We start from the raw sequence: 16,916 nt of genomic DNA, 5'->3' as shown, positions 1-16,916 counted from the left end.
TGTCGGCCCGGCACCATCCGTCCGCGGATGTCCGTATTCCGGTCTGCGAGGCCCCAGCCGAGAGGCTGGCGCCACCACCGTAGCGCGCCCGGCGGGCGGCAGTTGACACGGTCAGCCGCCTCGAAAGGCAGCCGCTCAGCTGCCCGCGTCGGCCCGGCCCCAGTCCTGGCCGGCCCGTTTCCACTCCTGGTCCCAGCGGCGGAAACGACGCACCATCAGCTGCCAGACGACCATCCGCCGGGCGCCCTCGATCATCATCCCGACCCCGGCCGTGGTGCCCAGCCCGGCCAGCACCGCATGGGTGGCCGCCGTACTCGTGTCCATCGGCCGCGGCACCACCCGGCCCCGGCCGTCCGTCCAGATCCGGAACCGCTCACCGGTCTCCACCGGCCGGGGCGCGGCGAGCTGCCCGATATGCGCGCTGCCGTCCCGGGCGATCCAACGGGCGAGGACCCGGCGGTGCGCATCGCGCTGCGAGGAGGTCTCCGGATCGGGGTCGAGCGGGGCCCGGGAGAGCAGCCGTTCGACCGTGACCCACGTCAGATGCCGCTGCTGGTGCTGTATCCGTACGGTCTCCAGCAGTGCGCCCTGCGCGGCCCGTCCGGTGAGCCAGCCCGCGGAGGTCGCCCCCAGGGCGATCAGGAGGGCCGCGACGAGCGCCACCCAGGCCTCGATCCGATCCGTCCGGCGCCGCAGCGGATTGCGCCGCCAGCGCCATACGCCTCTCATCGCTCGCATCGTTGCCCCCTCTCCGTGTCCGTGAATACCGCATCAGGGGTGGTCCAGGCGAGAGTTCTGCGAAGAGAGAGCAACATCACCGCGTACAAAAGGCAACATCCGGACGTACGGAACGGGGCCCCGTCCGCCCTCGCCCCGGGCCCGCCGGGCCCGGCCTCCTGCCTGGTCAGCGCAGCCGTACGGCTACCGTCACCACGGCGCCCGGCAGGCCCGTCCCCGGCGCCCCGCCCGTCACCGCGAACCGGTCCGCCACCAGGCGCGCCAGCCACAGCCCGCGCCCCATGGGCGCGCCGTCCAGGCCGGGCAGCAGCTCGGGGATCACCTCCTCGCTGAACCCGGGTCCGGCGTCGCTGATCCGGCACTCCAGCTCCTCGCCCACCCGCCGCAGCACCAGCCGCCCCGAGCCACCCGCGTGTTCCACGGCATTGCCCGCGATCTCGTCCACCGCCAGCACGAACTCGCCGCGCCGTGGCTCACCCAGCCCCTCCCGGGCCGCGCACTCCTCGACCAGCAGCCGCAGTTGCGGCAGCAGCCGGGCGGTGAAACGCCGCTCCAGCAGCCGGTGACCGGACTCCTCCGCCGGCACCTCGGCCGGACCGGAGCTCACCACGCGCGCACCACCTCCGTCAGGGCCGGCCGTGACACGGTCCCGGCGCCCAGCCGGCGCAGCAACCAGCGCTGCCCGCGGTCGCAGTGCACTTCGATGCAGGGATGGGCCCGTTGCATGGCGGCGAGCATCACCTCGCGCATGCTGCTCACCACCAACTGGCCGCGCTCGCGCGCCCGGACCGTGCTGCGGCTGGGGAAGTCGATCCTGGCCAGTACCTCGCCCTCCGGCACCCCGGGGGAGGGCAGCACCAGCACCTTCTCGCCGCGGGCCGGCCCGAGCCGTACGAACGCCGTGACGACCTCCCAGCGCACCTCGTCATCGCCGTAACTCACAAAGGCGTGGTCCCCGGGGCGCAGATGCTGGACGGGACGCGGACGGTCGCATCCGGTGTCCCTCGCAGCCATCGGCCCACAGCTCTCCGTCGTCCGGCGGCCCATCCGTCGGCGCCGCCGGGCGCACACCGCGGGCAGATGGTCACCGGCCGCGGCGGCCCGCCGCCGGTCGGGAAACCCCACGGTGCGGGGCGCGCGCCGGCCCGTCAGCCGAGTATCTCGAACGGGTCGCCGATGCGGATCGTGCCGACCCCACGAGGTATCAGATTCTGGCCGAAGACCAGCCGGTCACCGAAGCGGCGATGGTGGGCGAGCGTCCGCAGCGGTTCCTTGCCGCGCTCGGCGGTGCGCTGGTCGGTTGTCGTGACCACGCAGCGTGCGCTGGGCTTGGCCACCTCGAATTCCACCTCGCCGATACGGATCCGGCGCCAGTCGTCCTCCGCCCAGGGCGCGGTGCCGTCCACGACCACATTGGGCCGGAAACGGTTCATGGGCAGCGGCCCCTCGTCGGCGTGGTCGCCCTGCGCGATGAGCGAGTTGAGGGCGTCCAGCGACGAGGTGGTGGTCAGCAGCAGCGGGAAGCCGTCGGCGAAGCTGACCGTGTCGCCGGGCGCGGAGTACGCCGGGGCGATGGGCCGGCGCTTCTCCGGGGCGTCGAGATACACCAGCCGGCACTCGACGCCCAGATACCCGCGGAACCACCCGTCCGCCTCCGGGCCCGCGGGCACCGCCTCGACCTCGTCCTTCCAGACCTCGACCGGGACCGTCTTCCCGGACCCGGGCACCGCGACCGTCAGCGGCTCCCTCCCGGGCGCGGTGAGCCCGAGGGCACCGCCCGGCAGCCCCTCGGCGCGCGCCAACGCCAGCGTCGGCTGCTGTCGTTGGGTGAGCTGCCTGCCCTCGGCGTCCACCAGCAGCCAGCGTCGGTCCCCGGCGAGCCCCCACGGCTCCACGACCGCCTCGCCGGGACCGGACCCCGCAATGGATTTGACCGGGTAGAGATGGATCGACTGGAGCGCAGGCTTCGGCATGTCTGCCATCCTGCCAGCCGCCTCGGACAGTTGACCGATCGCCCAGGTCAGTACCCGCGCGGGTACTGGCGGCCGTACGGGTCGTCGTAGGGCGAGGCGGGGCGCGGCGCGACCGGGGCGGCCGGACGCATCGCCTCGTACCCCGTGCCCATGGGCGGGCGCTGGGGCTGCTGCTGGGGCGGGGACTGATAGCCGCGGGAGCCCGCCTGCTGCGGGATGTACGGCGCGGGCGTCTGCTGGAGCGGGGCGACCGGCTGTGCGGCCGCTCCCGGGTAACCCTGCGCGGGCGAGGGGTAGGAGGGCGCGGCCGGGAGGGCCGGAAGCGCCGAGGGCAGCGCCGGCAAATAGGACGAACCCGTCTCATAAGGGGAGGGGTTCACCCGGATCGGGGCGATCTGCGGCGTACCGCGCTCTGCGACGAGGCTGTCGTAGATCGGAGTGTCCGGGAAGGAAGGCGAAGCGTAGTAGCCGCCGCCGTAGGTAGAGCGGGGGGAGGTCATACCTCTTAAGTTAAGCCCACGATGTGCCGATTGGGGAGTCTGGAAAGAGGGTTGTTTTACGTGTTCGGAGTGGCCATGGAGCGCCAATGTGAGCGAACTTGTGGAAATCGGTCGCGATCGCCCGTAGGGATCGTGTAAAGACCTCGCTTCTCGCAGGTGAACAAGGGGCGTTCGGAGTGGTGGGGGACAAGTAGGTTGGGGGGTGCCACCACCGACGGGGCACGGCGGACGAGAGGAAGGCGCGGCGATGTCGATGCTCAAGGGCAGCAATGTTCCGGTTCCGGTCCCGGCGGTCCGGGTCGAACTGGGCTGGCAGACGGCCCCGGGGACACCGGACGTGGACGCCTCCGCCCTGCTGCTGGTGTCCGGAAAGGTCCGCGACGACGGCGACTTCGTCTTCTACAACCAGGCCACGCACGCCTCCGGGGCCGTACGCCACGAAGGCAAGCGCCCGGCCGGCGGCGCGATGACCGACTGCCTCGCGGTCGACCTGGCCGCCGTCGAACCCGCCGTCGACACGGTGGTGCTCGCCGCCTCCGCCGACGGCGGCAGCTTCGGCAGCGTCCCGGGGCTGCACATCCGGGTGCTGGACGCCGCGGGCGGCGCCGAACTCGCCCGCTTCGACAGCCAGGACGCCGGCACCGAGACCGCCTTCGTCCTCGGCGAGCTCTACCGGCGCCAGGGCGGCTGGAAGTTCCGTGCGGTGGGGCAGGGGTACGCCACCGGGCTGGCCGGCCTGGCCACCGACTTCGGCATCAGCGTCGAGGAACCGGCGGCGCCCCCGGCCCCGGCACCCGCCGCGTCCGCCCCCGTCGCCCCCGCTCCGCCGCCCGCCGCACCCCCGGCCATGGCGCCCCCGGCCATGGCTCCCGCGCCGCCGATGGCGCCGCCGCCCCCGGCTCCCGCGCCCCCCACGGGGCAGCCCCCGGCTCCCGCGCCCCCGTGGCCGACGGGGCAGCCGGCGGCGCCCGTGCCGCCCCCGCCGGGGCAGCCCGCGCCCGCCCCCGCGCCCGTGCGTCTGACCAAGGTCACCCTCACGAAGGACGCCCCGGCCGTCTCCCTGACGAAGCAGGGCGGCACCTCCGGCGCGATGCGGGTGAACCTCAACTGGAACGCCGGTTCGGCGGGCAAGCGGCTGGGCAAGAAGCTCGGCCGCAAGGCGATGGAGGCCATGGGTGCCCGCGGCGCGCTGCTGCCCTCCGGGGAGCTCGACCTCGACCTGTGCGCGCTCTACCAACTCACCGACGGCGCCGCGGGCGTGGTCCATCCGCTGGGCAACAACTTCGGCGCCCTGCACGCCCCGCCGTACATCCAGCTCGACGGCGACGACCGCACCGGCGGCGTCGCGGCCGGCGAGAACATGACCATCAACCTCGACCACCAGGACCGCATCAAGCGCATCCTGATCTTCGTCACGGTGTACGCCGGCGCCCGCAGCTTCGAGGGGCTGAGCGCGACCGTCACCCTCCAGCCCCAGCACGGCGCCCCGGTCGACTTCACCCTGGACGCCTGCACGGTGCCCTCCAACGTCTGCGCGCTGGCCATGATCACCAACACCGGCAGCGAACTCGTCGTCCAGCGCGAGGCCCGCTACCTCGTCCCCGAGCCCGGAGTCAGCCCGCAGCGCACCGTCGACCACGCCTACGGCTGGGGCCTGGACTGGTCCCCGGCCCGTAAGTGACGGCGGCACCGGGGGCGCCGCTCAGGGCGCCGGATACGTCCGGCCCTTCCAGGCCGCGCCGCGCCCCCGGTAGTGCTGCACCGCCGAGTCCACCGTCATCAGCAGATAGAGCAGTGCGGTGAAGGGCAGCAGCGGCGCCGCCCACAGCGGCTGTCCGTAGTAGCGCAGCATCGGCAGATAGGTCCCGCTCATCACCGCCCAGGCCGCCCCGCCCAGCGCCGCGAGCACCGGCCCACCGCCGGCCAGTCCCGCCACCAGCGCGACGGGCGGCACCAGATAGACCAGCGCCAGGCCCAGCACCGTGCCGAGCAGCAGCAGGGGCCGGTGCCGCAGTTGGGCGTACGCGCTGCGCGAGACCATCCGCCACAGCGCGCCCGGCCGCGGATACGGCCGCACGCTGTCCACCCGGTCCGCCAGCCCCAGCCAGATCCGCCCGCCGCCGCGCTGGACCGCCCGCGCCAGCGTCACATCGTCGATCACCGCATGCCGGATCGCCTCCGGGATACCCGCCCGCTCCGCGGCCTCCCGCCGCAGCAGCACACAGCCCCCGGCCGCGGCCGCGGTCCGCGCCCCGGGCCGGTTGACCCAGCGGAAGGGGTAGAGCTGCCCGAAGAAGTAGACGAACGCCGGCACGATCAGCCGCTCCCAGAACGTCACCACCCGCAGCCGCGCCATCTGGGAGACCAGATCCAGCTCCGCCGACCGGGCTGCCGCCACCAACTCCCGCAGACTGTCCGGCTCGTGCGCGATATCCGCGTCGGTCAGCAGCAGATACTCCGGCGCGACGCGCTCGCGCGCCAGCGCCATCCCGTGCCGTACGGCCCACAGCTTCCCCGTCCACCCCGGCTCGGGCTCGCCGGGCGCGGACACCGTCAGCGGCAGCCCGCCGCGCGCGGCCGCCAGGCGCCGGGCCAGCGCGCCGGTCCCGTCCGTACTGCCGTCGTCGACCAGGAACACCTCCGCCCGGCCCGGGTACTTCTGCCCGAGCAGCGACGGCAGGCTGTCCGGCAGCACCGCGGCCTCGTCCCGTGCCGGGACCACCACACCGACCGACGGCCAGCGCTCCGGATCCCGGCGGTCCGGCAGCCGTACGTCCGTCCGCCAGAAGAAGCCCTGCCCCAGCAGCAGCCACACCCAGGCCAGCAGGGACCCGGCACCGATCCACTCCATCGCTCCCACGGCCGCAGTCTGCCGCACCGCACCGGGCACGCCCGGGCCTGCGACACGGTGTCGGCACGGGGAGTCAGGGGAGGACGGGGAGACCGGGGCAAAGGGGAGGGGAGGCGCCGGGAAGAGAGCGGGCCGGCGGTCTTTGGGGGCGCCCGGCCGGGCCGCCCGGTATGACAAGCCGGACGGGCGGCTGAGTAAAGTGTCCGGGTGAAGATCGCGCTGATGGACTCCGGGACCGGGCTTCTCGCGGCGGCCGCCGCCATGCGGCGACTGCGGCCGGACGCCGATCTGGTCCTCTCCTCCGACCCCGACGGGATGCCCTGGGGCCCCCGCACCCCCGACGATGTCACCGCCCATGCGCTGGCCGTGGCCCGCGCGGCGGCCGCGCACCGCCCCGACGCCCTGATCGTCGCCTGCAATACCGCGTCCGTGCACGCGCTGCCCGCGCTCCGCGCCGAACTGGAACCGCAGATCCCGGTCATCGGCACCGTCCCGGCGATCAAGCCCGCCGCGGCCGGCGACGGCCCCGTCGCCATCTGGGCGACCCCCGCCACCACCGGCAGCCCCTACCAGCGGAATCTGATCGAACAGTTCGGGCGCGGGCTGGAGATCACCGGGGTGCCGTGCCAGGGGCTCGCCCACGCGGTCCAGGTCGCCGACGAGGCCGCGATCGACGACGCCATCGCGGCCGCCGCCCATCTCACCCCACGGGACGTACGCACCGTCGTCCTGGGCTGCACCCACTACGAGCTGGTCGCCGAACGCATCCGGGCCGCCCTCCAGCAGCCCGGCGCCCCTGCGCTCGTGCTGCACGGCTCCGCCGAGGCGGTCGCCGCCCAGGCGCTGCGCCGTATCGGTGCCGAACCGGCCCCGGCGGCCGCCCCGACCGGCGCCCTCAGCGTGATCCTCAGCGGCCGCCCCGCCGGACTGCCGGCCGTGGCGCTCGCCTACGCCGAGGGCCGGCTGCTCGCCCGGAGCCGTACGGACCTGGCGCCGGGAGCTGTGCTGCCGGCCGCTCCCGCCCCCGACGGAGCAGCCGCGACGGCCCGCCGCTGACGTCTCCCGAGACGGCCCGCCGGAGACGTCACCCATGACGTCTCCGGTCTCGCAACCCGGGCCGGAATGGGGCCGTCCGACGCAGTGCCACGGGGTGCGAAGACGCGTACGCTGCGTTTCATGAGGGACCACCCCCACGAGGGGGCAGCAGCCCCCGGTAACTACGGCAGTACCGACGGTGACAGCAGTGGAGCGCGCCCTGGCGGCGGCTCCCATGCCGAGATCCCCGAGGTCTGGCACGGCAGCGCCACCAACCGCATCCAGTGGCTGCTGGCCGCGATCGGCGCGGCCTGTCTGGCGCTGGGCATCCTGCTCGCCGTCGAGAGCAACTGGACCTCGGGGCGCGCGCCCCTGGTGATGTCGGTGGTGGGCTGTGTCGCGGCCGGTCTGCTGGTGCTCTTCGGCACGCTCGCCTTCGTCCATGTCGCGGTACGCGTCGACAAGGAAGCCCTGGAAGTACGGTGCGGCCATATAGGGGTGCCCCGCCGACGCATTCCGCTGGACACCGTCGTCGGTGCCGATTTCACCCCCCAGGTCACGCCCCGCCACTGGGGCGGCTGGGGCTACCGCTGGCGCCCCGAGCAGGGCACCGCCGTGGTGGTCCGCCGGGGCGAGGGCGTGATCCTCCGGCTCGGCGACGGGATGACCTTCACCGTCACCGTCGATGACGCCGAGGGCGCCGTCCGGGCCATCCGGGGCCGGCTCCGGCCGCGCGAGGGGACCCCGGCGGGCACCTGACCGCCGCGCGGACGGGTGTGCCCGGCGCGCGTACTCCGGGCGGGGCCGGTCGGGGAGGTCCCGTAGGGTCGAACCCATGGCAACCCCCGACTTCATCCGTGACCTCCGGAACTCCATCGGCCGCCAGCTCCTCTGGCTGCCCGGGGTGAGCGCGGTCGTCTTCGATGACCAGGGCCGGGTCCTGCTGGGCAAGCGGGTCGACACCGGCGGCTGGTCGGTGATCGGGGGCATCCCCGAGCCCGGCGAGCAGCCTGCCGAGACCGCGGTGCGGGAGGTCTACGAGGAGACCGCCGTACGGGTCGTCCCCGAGGGCATCGTGCTCGTCGAGACCATGCCGCCCACCCGCTACCCCAATGGCGACGTCTGCCAGTTCATGGACGTGACGCTGCGCTGCCGGGCGGTCGGCGGTACGGCGCGGGTCAATGACGACGAGTCGCTGGAGGTGGGCTGGTTCGCCGTGGACGCGCTGCCGGAGCTGGAGGAGTACGCGCTGACCCGGATCAAGCGGGCGCTGGAGGCCGGGCCGACGTGGTTTCAGGGGATGGGTGCGGAGCCGGCGGGCGGGCACCCGGAAGCCTGATCCCCGGCGGCCGCCCCCGGGGGCTCAGGCCGCCGGACGACAGGCATGGGCTCGGGCGTCGGGCGTCGGTGCCGGGCTACAGCTCCTCCGTCGACGGCTCGTCCATCGGGTCGGACTCGTCGGGAAGCGGCGGCAGCTCCGACTCGTCCGGGGCGCCGGGCTCTTCGGTGCTCGCGCCGGGCGGCTCCTCCGTGTGCATCTCCCGTTCGGCCTTGCGGCAGGTGGTGATCCAGGTGCCGGTGGGGCCGCTCTCGTACTGGCACATCCAGCCGCGTACGGAGAGCGTGGCCCGGTCGTCGCGGGCGTCCCGCGGCGCCCGCACGAAGAACTCGGACATCACCGCACGGGCCTCCCCGCAGCCCACCGTGCCCCCGGCCCCGGGGTCGGCGAAGAGGGTGACGTCTCCTTCCGGGCCCAGTGCGTCGGGGAGTTCACCGCAGTTCACCGGTTGGCCGGGGACGGTCGGGGAAGCGGAGCCCGCCCCACCGTCCGGGGTACGGTCCGGCCCGCCGCCGGTGGGGGAGGCCGCGGCCGTCGTGTCCTGGCCGCCGTCCGCGTCCCCGCAGCCCGCGGCGGCCAGCGCGAACAGCACCGTCGGTACGGCGATGAGTCTCCGCATGTCGGCCTCCCTGGTGGCGGCGGTGCGCAGACGGCATGCCGCCCCACCGCACAGACCTTAGGAGCCCGCCGGGCGCCGGGCGATCCGGGACGGCCGTTCGGGTGACGCGCACCGGACGGCCGGGGCCCGCGCGGCGGCGTCGCCTGGGGCGTGGCGGGCCTCGTTCCGGGGGAGTTGTCGGATGCCGGGTCACCGGCCCGCGGTCGTCCGCCCGTGCTGCCCGACAGGTGCCGCCACCACACCCGGGCCCCCAAGTGTGGGGCTGGACCACATCGATGCCGGCCCCACACGCTGCCTAGGGTGCGGACATGACCGCGATCGGCACCCCAGACCCGGTATCCCTCGATCTCGACGGCCGTACCGCTCTCGTCACCGGTGCGGCCGGTGGCATCGGACGCGCCTGCGCGCTGCGGCTGGCGGCGGCCGGCGCCACGGTGCGCGCGGTCGACCGGGACACCGACGGCCTGGCCCGCCTCGTGACGGACCACCCGAACGGCGCCCGTGGCCGGATCGAACCGTGCCCGCTGGATCTCACCGATCTGGACGCCGCCGAGCGGATCGCGGCCGGCACCGATCTGCTCGTCAACAACGCGGGCCTCCAGCTCGTCCGGCCCATCGAGGAGTTCCCGCCCGAGGTCTTCCACGAGGTCCTGACCGTGATGCTGGAGGCGCCCTTCCGGCTGCTGCGGGGCGCGCTGCCCCATATGTACGCGCGGGGCTGGGGCCGGGTCATCAACATCTCGTCCGTGCACGGCCTGCGGGCGTCCCCCTTCAAGTCGGCGTATGTCGCGGCGAAGCACGGCCTGGAAGGGCTGTCCAAGACCGCGGCCCTGGAGGGCGCCCCGCACGGCGTCACCAGCAACTGCGTCAATCCCGGCTATGTCCGCACCCCGCTGGTCGAACGGCAGCTCGCCGACCAGGCCGCCGCGCACGGCATCCCCGAGGAGCGCGTACTGGCCGAGATTCTGCTCGCCGACTCCGCCCTCAAGCGGCTGGTCGAACCGGCGGAGGTCGCCGAGGCCGTCGCCTATCTCTGCACCCCGCAGGCGTCCTTCGTGACGGGCACCTCGCTCGCCCTGGACGGCGGCTGGACCGCACACTGAGCAGCCCCCGGTCCGTATCCGGGCGGGCGGAGGCCGGCGCACCGCGACGACCCGGAGGTATCCCTGTGACCATGCCCACCGAACAGCCGGCGCCCGAGCCGGGCCCTGAGTCCGTCAAGACCCCGCGGGCGGCGCCCGTTCCGTACGCACCGGAGGACACCCCGCCCGGCCAAGACGGCCACGACCCGGCCGAGGCCCCCTTCCTCGGTCTGCTGGCCGCCGGCGCCGCGGCCGAGGAGTACGAGCGTCCGGTGCTGCGGGCCCGTGCCGGGGGCGCGTCCGCCGGCCGGCTCGCCGCACTGGAGCGGGCCAAGCTGCGCGCGCTGCGGGTGCGCGCCGAACTGGAGGACCGCCGGCGGCGGGAGGCCGAGCTGTCCGCGCTCTACGCGACCGCGCACGACCTGGCCGGGCTGCGGGACCTCGACGCGGTGCTGCGCGCGATCGTCCGCCGGGCCCGCTCCCTGCTGGGCACCGAGGTCGCCTACCTCACCCTCCACGACCCGTCCGCCGGTGACACCTCCATGCGGGTCACCGACGGCTCGGTCTCGGCGCGGTTCCAGCAGCTGCGGCTCGGGATGGGCGAGGGGCTGGGCGGGCTGGTCGCGCAGACCGCCCGGCCGTACGTCACCGACAGCTACTTCCACGACGAGCGGTTCCGGCACACCCGCACCATCGACTCGGGCGTCCAGGACGAGGGGCTGGTGGCGATCCTCGGGGTGCCGTTGATGCTCGGCAGCGGCGTGATCGGGGTGCTGTTCGCCGCTGACCGCCGCGAGCGGGTCTTCGAGCACGGCCAGATCGCGCTGCTCGCCGCCCACGCGGCCCATGCCGCCGTCGCCATCGACACCGCCAACCTCCTTGACGGGACCCGTAAGACGCTCACCGAACTGGAGGCCGCGAACGAGATCATCCGCGACCGCAGCGCGGTCATCGAGCGCGCCTCGGACGTCCATGACCGGCTGACCGAACTGGTGCTGCGCGGCGGCGGGGTCCAGGACGTCGCCGGGGCGGTGGCGGAAGTGCTGGCCGGCGAGGTCGAGTTCACCGAGCCCGGCGCGGCACCGGCCGAGGCCCTGGACCGCTCGCGCGCCGACGGGCACGCCGTACGGGACGGCGCGGACTGGGTCGCGGCAGTGGGGGCGGGCGGCGAGGTCCTGGGCGCCCTCGTGCTGCGCGGCCACCCGGCCCTCGACCCGGTCGACCAGCGGACGCTGGAACGGGCCGCCATGGTCACCTCTCTGCTCCTGCTCGCCCGGCGGACCGCCGGCGAGGCCGAACAGCGGGTGCGCGGCGAGCTGTTGGACGATCTGCTGAACGCCGCGGACCGCGACCCCCGGCTGCTCCGGGAACGCGCGGCCCGCGTCGGCGCCGACCTCGATGCGCCGCATGTCGTCCTGGCCGCCCGGACCGACGCGCCCGGTGGCGGGGACGACGATGCCCACTCCCACGGCGCCGACCGCCGCCGGCTCTGGTCGGCGGCCTCCCATCTCGCCGCCACCCGCCGGGGTCTGGCAGCCATACGGGACGGTGGTGCCGTGCTGCTGCTGCCGCTCGATCCCGGCGGCGACCCGGCGCACGCCGCCCGCGAGACCGCGGCCCGGCTCGGTGCCGCGCTGCACCTGCCCGTCACGGTCGGCGCCTCGGCTCCGGTCCCGGCCCCCGCCGCCCGCCCCGCGGCGGTCGCGGACGCCTACGCGGAGGCCGGCCGCTGCCGGGAGGCGCTCAGCGTGCTGGGCCGGGCCGGCCAGGGTGCGGCCGCCGCCGACTTCGGCTTCCTCGGCCTGCTGCTCGCCGACACCCGCGATGTGCACGGCTTCGTTCGCCGCACGCTCGGCGCGGTCACCGAGTACGACGCCCGCCGCGGTACGGAACTGCTGCGGACCCTCGGCGCCTACTTCGCCTGCGGAATGAGCCCGGCCCGCACCAAGGAGGCGCTGCACGTGCATGTCAACACCGTGGCGCAGCGACTGGACCGGGTGAGCCGGCTGCTGGGACCCGACTGGCAGACCCCGGCGCGCGCCCTGGAGATCCAGCTGGCGCTGCGGCTGCACCAGCTCTCCTCCGCAGTGGTGGGCGATACCGGCGCGTAGCAGGAGGCGAGGATCCGCGGCGTGCCCACAGCCGGTCGGTACCGATGGCCGCCTCCGGGTGCGCGCCGTCGCGACCTGCGGCAGCGTGGTGCCGAAGCTTTCCCCCCACTGACAGAGGAGTGCGACATGGGTGACAAGGGCGGCATGGACAAGATGAAGGGCAAGGCCAAGCAGAAGGCCGGCAAGATCATGGGCGACGAGCGGCTGAAGGGCGAGGGCCGCGCGGACGAGGCCAAGGGCAGGGCCAAGGAAGCGATGAGCGACGCCAAGGAGAACGCCCGCGGGATGAAGGACTCCATGAAGGGCAAGAGCCGCTCCTGACGCCCGGCGGGGGCGTGGCGGGCCTGCTGCCCCGTCTCCCGGAGCGTCCCCGGGCCCGCCACGCCCCCGCCGTACATCAGGTTTCTCAGGCCCCTCCGGACGGTACGGCCGACGATGCCCCGCCGTCCGGACCGGCCGTACCCGCATCGGCCGAACGGCCCCCGCCGGGCACCGCGCCCCCATCCATGTCGGCGAGGTCCCGGCTCCGGGTCTCCCGCGCCACACCCACCGCGACCAGCGTCAGCAGCGCGGCGGCGATGACGTACAGCGCGATCGGCGTCGGGCTGTCGTAGTCGGCGAGCAGCGCGGTCGCGATCAGCGGGGCGGGCGCGCCGGCCGCGACGGACGAGAACTGGGCACCGATCGAGGCGCCCGAGTACCGCATCCGGGTCGCGAACATCTCCGCGAAGAAGGCCGCCTGCGGCGCGTACATCGCACCGTGGAAGACCAGCCCGACGCTCACCGCGAGCAGCAGCGGCCCGAACCGGCCGCTGTCCACGAGCGCGAAGAACGGGAACGCCCAGACGCCGACGCCGACCGCGCCCAGCAGATAGACCGGCCGGCGCCCGATCCGGTCCGAGAGCGCGCCCCAGGCGGGGATCACCGCGAAGTGCAGCGCCGAGGCGAGCAATACGGCGTTCAGCGCGGTCTGCTGCGACAGCGCGGTGTGCGAGGTCGCGTACACGAGCACAAAGGCCGTGATGACGTAGTACGAGATGTTCTCGGCCATCCGCGCCCCCATCGCGATCAGCACATCCCGCCAGTGGTGCCTGAGCACCGCCACCAACGGCATCTTCTCCACCGCGGCACCCTCCGCCCGCCGGGCCTCGGCACGCGCCAACGCGGCCTGGAAAACGGGCGATTCATCCACCGAGAGCCGCACCCACAGCCCGACGACCACCAGCACACCCGAGAGCAGGAACGGCACCCGCCACCCCCAGGACACGAACGCCGCATCCGACAGCACCGCCGTCATCACCGACAGCACTCCCGTGGCCAGCAACTGCCCCGCAGGCGCGCCGGTTTGCGGCCACGACGCCCAGAAACCGCGCCGCCGGGCGTCCCCGTGCTCCGACACCAGCAGCACCGCGCCGCCCCACTCCCCGCCCAGCGCGAACCCCTGCACCAGCCGCAGCGCGGTCAGCAACACCGGCGCCGCCGTGCCCACCGTCGCATGCGTCGGCAACAACCCGATCGCGAACGTCGCACCCCCCATCAGCAGCAGACTCACCACCAGCAACTTCTTGCGCCCCAGCCGGTCCCCGTAATGCCCGAAGACCAACGCCCCGACCGGCCGCGCCGCAAACCCCACCGCATACGTCAGAAACGACAGCAACGTCCCGACCAGCGGATCCGACCCGGGAAAGAACAGCTTGTTGAACACCAGCGCGGCAGCGGACCCATAGAGAAAGAAGTCGTACCACTCCACGGTCGTGCCGATGAGACTCGCGGCAACGATGCGCTTGAGCTGGGCGGGCGGCGGTGGGCTGGCGGTCGCGGGGGAGGACATCGGCACCACTTCCTGACGACGGGCGAAGACGCTTCGTATCGCCACACCGTAGAAACGCCCAGGCCAGACGCACATGTGGCCGGCCGCCACACTTCGGGGCCGGACGGTGCGCGCGGGGACCATGACGGGGGCGTGGGGGAGTGGGGGCGAAGCAGGCGTCGGACTTGGCTGGTGCCGGACCTCATCTGCGGGCGTACACGGGGCTGAGCCGGTGCGCCCCACGCCGTCCATGTCCTGTTCCGGCCACCCTCATGTCCGCCAATGACCGGTTCTCGCCTGGTTGGGAAGGGCGGCTACTGCGAAGCTCATGGCTTCGCAGAAGGCCCTATGCCGCATAAATGGTCCTTTAGGGAAAGGAATCCGCATGCGCGTCAGACTCGTTACGGCCGCCGTGGCTCTCTCCGTCGCACTGGGTGGCACCGTCCTCGTCGCCCCCGCCGCTCAGGCCGCGGCGCACCGGCCCTCCGCAGTGGTGGCCAAGGTGGCCGCGGCCGGCTTCAACGTCGGGGGGATCTGGACGCTGTATCAGAGCAACTCGGCCAACGCCACGCTCTCCGTGACCCAGGACGCCCAGGGGAAGCTCACCGGCACAGCCAGGACGGGAAGTGCGACGACGGGCACCATCGAGGGGTTCGTGGACGGTTCCTATCTCTACTTCGTCATAGCCTGGAGCGACGGCTCAAGGGGCCGCTACATAGGTTCCCGCGGTGCTGACGGCCGCCTCAGCGGAGTCTCCACCGACCTGGCGCATCCCTCCAGCCAGGCCACGTGGTACACCACTTGGACGTTCTGACGTCCCATACCTCCCTGCGTGGCCCCGGTGTGCTGCACCGGGGCCACGCCTCGTCCGCGTCCGGAGCGGTCCGGGTCGGCCGCTCCGGACGCCGGGCGGGCACGACACGTCGGGCATCGCGCACTTATGTCACAGATCATCAACAACGCAACCAAATAGGCGGGTTGACCTCTCTTGCAGATGAGAGCTGACAGCCCTTGTCCACTGCCTGTGCCAGCCGAGGAGACATCTGCCGTGTCCGAGACATCCACTTCCGTGATCCGGCGCCTTCGTGGGCGGGCCACGGGACTCGCAGTGGCCGGTACGGCCCTCGTCCTCGCTGTCCCGATCCCGGCGACGGCCGTGGCCGGCCCGGCCCCTGCGGCCTCGGCCGACCCGGTCTCCGTCCTGTCGTACACGGCCAAGGAGCGCCAGGAAGCCCTCGCCTACTGGACGCCCGCCCGCATCAAGGCCGTCGGGAAGTCCGTGGACCTCGGTCCGACCGGGCCGAAGGCCAAGCCGTGGCGGGGCACCGCGCTGAAGACCGTGGGGCGGCTCTTCTTCGTCAACGCGAACGGCGCCGATACCTGGTGCACGGCCACTGCCGTCAAGAGCGCCAATCGCTCCGCCGTGATGACCGCCGCACACTGTGTGCGCCGGGGCTCCTCTCCCTTCAACACCAACATCGAGATGGTGTTCGTCCCGGCCTACAGCAAGGGCAAGATGCCCTACGGCGCGTTCGCGGTCCGCACCGCCGTCACCCCGCGCAACTGGGAGAACGACTCCACCGACGACCTGTCCACGCTGGTCGTCGACGCCGACAAGAACGGCCGCAAGCTCACCGACGTCGTGGGCGGCCAGGACATCGCCTTCAACCGCCCCGTTGGCGGCACCATCTCCGCGTTCGGCTACTCGGCCACCCGCCCGCAGCTCGGCGAGGAACTCCTCCACTGCGTCGGTACGGCCAAGGAGAAGAGCGGCGTACAGGCCATCCCCTGCGACATGAGCGGCGGCTCCAGCGGCGGGCCGTGGCTGGCCGACTTCAACGCCACTACTGGCAAGGGCACCCTGGTCTCGGTCAACAGTGCACTGGACTCCCTGACACCGACCGAGATGCAGGGAGAAGTGCTGGGAGTCACGGCCAAGAAGGTGTACGACCGGGCCCAGCACGGCTGACGCGGCGGCGCGGGTAGGTACGGGTACCCGACGCCAGGGCACTATCGCCGCGCGAAGGGACGCCTGCGTCGTCGACCGTGGCCAGGGGCCGCCGCCCGAGCGGTGACAGGCAACCGTGCGGTGGTGTGTGGCATCTCCATGGGCGACAACGGCCGGTGGCCCCCGGCCTCGGCGATGCGTTTACAGCACCACCTGCCGATGGGCCTCTGACGCCCATCGACGTGCCCAGGCGCCGCCTCGGACGTGTCACGAGGTAGGCGGCAGCGCGAGCCAGTCCTGCCAGGTGATGTCGCGGCCCAGGTAACGGGGCTGCTGGAAGGGCCAGTCGGCGGCGATCCACCGCGGCACCAGCGCGTCGAGCGCGCGTTCCGCCTCGCCGCCGACGAGGTCGTCCACCACCCACCAGGAGACCTCTCCGTCGGAGCCGGTGCGCTCGGGCGGGTCGATGTAGACGCAGCCGAGGATCGCCGTCTCCTCCTCGTCCAGCAGCGCGTAGTTGAATGACTGGTGCGCGGCTATCTCCTTCTCGTGCCGCAGCAGGTCGATGCGGTCCGCTTCATAGGTCATCGTCTCCGCGGGCCAAGCCCAGGCCGGGCCGAAGATCTCCCACAGGCGCTCACGGGAGCCCATCACGGCGGGGTAGTCGAGCGGGGTGTCCGCCTCCCGGATCGGCCGCAGGTGAAGCGCGGTGTCGGGCACGGGCACGTACACGGGGTGGACGAAGTCGTCAGGCAGCCAACTCATAAGAGCTGAGGCTACAACCGGTCGGAGTGGCCGCCACGGCGGAACCGTTCGACGGACGTGCGGAGCAGCTTGATCTCTGCGCCGGTGACGATGCCACACCGTCCCTTTTTCGGCGCTTGCGTGGCGCAGCGCTGTCAAGAGGCCC

18 protein-coding genes are annotated in these 16,916 nt (G+C 73.3%); 9 read left to right on the top strand and 9 right to left on the bottom strand.

The genetic code is table 11. The features are described from left to right. Positions 1–135 precede the first annotated feature (135 nt). From CP981_RS05840 to CP981_RS05820, 5 genes are all read right to left on the bottom strand, one after another. Entirely contained in the window at positions 136–729 is a 594-nt protein-coding gene (locus CP981_RS05840) for an Rv1733c family protein (protein WP_085924060.1), read from the bottom strand. A 175-nt stretch (positions 730–904) separates the two neighbouring features. Next, entirely contained in the window at positions 905–1,348 is a 444-nt protein-coding gene (locus CP981_RS05835) for an ATP-binding protein (protein WP_085924059.1), read from the bottom strand. Further along, a complete protein-coding gene (locus tag CP981_RS05830) occupies positions 1,342–1,752 on the bottom strand; it encodes a DEAD/DEAH box helicase family protein (protein ID WP_085924058.1) in 411 nt (136 codons plus the stop codon). The genes CP981_RS05835 and CP981_RS05830 overlap by 7 nt, the downstream gene beginning before the upstream one ends. A 134-nt stretch (positions 1,753–1,886) precedes the next feature. Next, complete coding sequence (locus CP981_RS05825) at positions 1,887–2,711, bottom strand: MOSC domain-containing protein (RefSeq protein WP_085924057.1); 825 nt, start codon at positions 2,709–2,711, stop codon at positions 1,887–1,889. Positions 2,712–2,758: 47 nt separating this feature from the next. Beyond that, on the bottom strand, positions 2,759–3,211 hold the full coding sequence (locus tag CP981_RS05820; protein ID WP_085924056.1) for a DUF6643 family protein: 453 nt from the start codon (positions 3,209–3,211) through the stop codon (positions 2,759–2,761). Between the two features lie 247 nt (positions 3,212–3,458). Here CP981_RS05820 and CP981_RS05815 point away from each other — a divergent pair, with 247 nt between their 5' ends. Beyond that, positions 3,459–4,892 carry a TerD family protein gene (locus CP981_RS05815; RefSeq protein WP_085924055.1) on the top strand — a complete coding sequence of 478 codons (1,434 nt, stop codon included), beginning with the start codon at positions 3,459–3,461 and terminating at the stop codon, positions 4,890–4,892. Between the two features lie 21 nt (positions 4,893–4,913). Here CP981_RS05815 and CP981_RS05810 read toward each other — a convergent pair whose 3' ends face one another. Next, the gene (locus CP981_RS05810) at positions 4,914–6,062 is read right to left on the bottom strand and encodes a glycosyltransferase (RefSeq protein WP_085924054.1); all 1,149 of its coding nucleotides are present in this window, start codon (positions 6,060–6,062) and stop codon (positions 4,914–4,916) included. A gap of 207 nt (positions 6,063–6,269) precedes the next feature. Here CP981_RS05810 and CP981_RS05805 point away from each other — a divergent pair, with 207 nt between their 5' ends. The 3 genes from CP981_RS05805 (at position 6,270) to CP981_RS05795 (ending at position 8,436) form a co-directional block, all read left to right on the top strand. Then, the gene (locus CP981_RS05805; protein WP_085924053.1) at positions 6,270–7,118 is read left to right on the top strand and encodes a glutamate racemase; all 849 of its coding nucleotides are present in this window, start codon (positions 6,270–6,272) and stop codon (positions 7,116–7,118) included. 120 nt (positions 7,119–7,238) lie between these two features. After that, positions 7,239–7,856, top strand: coding sequence for a hypothetical protein (locus CP981_RS05800; protein WP_190841407.1), 618 nt, complete (start codon positions 7,239–7,241; stop codon positions 7,854–7,856). 76 nt (positions 7,857–7,932) lie between these two features. Continuing rightward, positions 7,933–8,436, top strand: a complete 504-nt coding sequence (locus tag CP981_RS05795) for an NUDIX hydrolase (RefSeq protein ID WP_085924052.1) — start codon at positions 7,933–7,935, stop codon at positions 8,434–8,436. A gap of 76 nt (positions 8,437–8,512) precedes the next feature. Here the strand turns inward: CP981_RS05795 and CP981_RS05790 are convergent, their stop codons facing one another. After that, a complete protein-coding gene (locus CP981_RS05790; protein ID WP_085924051.1) occupies positions 8,513–9,055 on the bottom strand; it encodes a hypothetical protein in 543 nt (180 codons plus the stop codon). A gap of 308 nt (positions 9,056–9,363) precedes the next feature. Between CP981_RS05790 and CP981_RS05785 the strand changes: the two genes are divergently transcribed. The 3 genes from CP981_RS05785 (at position 9,364) to CP981_RS05775 (ending at position 12,569) form a co-directional block, all read left to right on the top strand. Then, complete coding sequence (locus CP981_RS05785) at positions 9,364–10,158, top strand: 3-hydroxybutyrate dehydrogenase (RefSeq protein WP_085924050.1); 795 nt, start codon at positions 9,364–9,366, stop codon at positions 10,156–10,158. 71 nt (positions 10,159–10,229) lie between these two features. Next, a complete protein-coding gene (locus tag CP981_RS05780; protein ID WP_244329570.1) occupies positions 10,230–12,248 on the top strand; it encodes a helix-turn-helix domain-containing protein in 2,019 nt (672 codons plus the stop codon). A 126-nt stretch (positions 12,249–12,374) separates the two neighbouring features. Beyond that, positions 12,375–12,569, top strand: coding sequence for a CsbD family protein (locus tag CP981_RS05775; RefSeq protein WP_085924049.1), 195 nt, complete (start codon positions 12,375–12,377; stop codon positions 12,567–12,569). A gap of 85 nt (positions 12,570–12,654) precedes the next feature. On the opposite strand, the gene CP981_RS05770 is transcribed toward CP981_RS05775, so the two are convergent. Continuing rightward, complete coding sequence (locus CP981_RS05770) at positions 12,655–14,079, bottom strand: MFS transporter (RefSeq protein ID WP_244329569.1); 1,425 nt, start codon at positions 14,077–14,079, stop codon at positions 12,655–12,657. A gap of 364 nt (positions 14,080–14,443) precedes the next feature. Here CP981_RS05770 and CP981_RS05765 point away from each other — a divergent pair, with 364 nt between their 5' ends. Continuing rightward, entirely contained in the window at positions 14,444–14,872 is a 429-nt protein-coding gene (locus CP981_RS05765) for a hypothetical protein (RefSeq protein WP_085924047.1), read from the top strand. Positions 14,873–15,106: 234 nt separating this feature from the next. Next, positions 15,107–16,027, top strand: coding sequence for a trypsin-like serine peptidase (locus CP981_RS05760; RefSeq protein ID WP_085924046.1), 921 nt, complete (start codon positions 15,107–15,109; stop codon positions 16,025–16,027). Positions 16,028–16,273: 246 nt separating this feature from the next. Here the strand turns inward: CP981_RS05760 and CP981_RS05755 are convergent, their stop codons facing one another. Then, positions 16,274–16,771, bottom strand: coding sequence for a GNAT family N-acetyltransferase (locus CP981_RS05755; protein WP_085924045.1), 498 nt, complete (start codon positions 16,769–16,771; stop codon positions 16,274–16,276). Positions 16,772–16,916 lie beyond the last annotated feature (145 nt).

Source organism: Streptomyces platensis (genome assembly GCF_008704855.1).
In the GTDB taxonomy this organism is placed as follows: Bacteria; Actinomycetota; Actinomycetes; order Streptomycetales; family Streptomycetaceae; genus Streptomyces; species Streptomyces platensis.
Note: the sequence above shows the minus strand (reverse complement) of the source record. Positions and strands in the feature narration are given on the sequence as shown.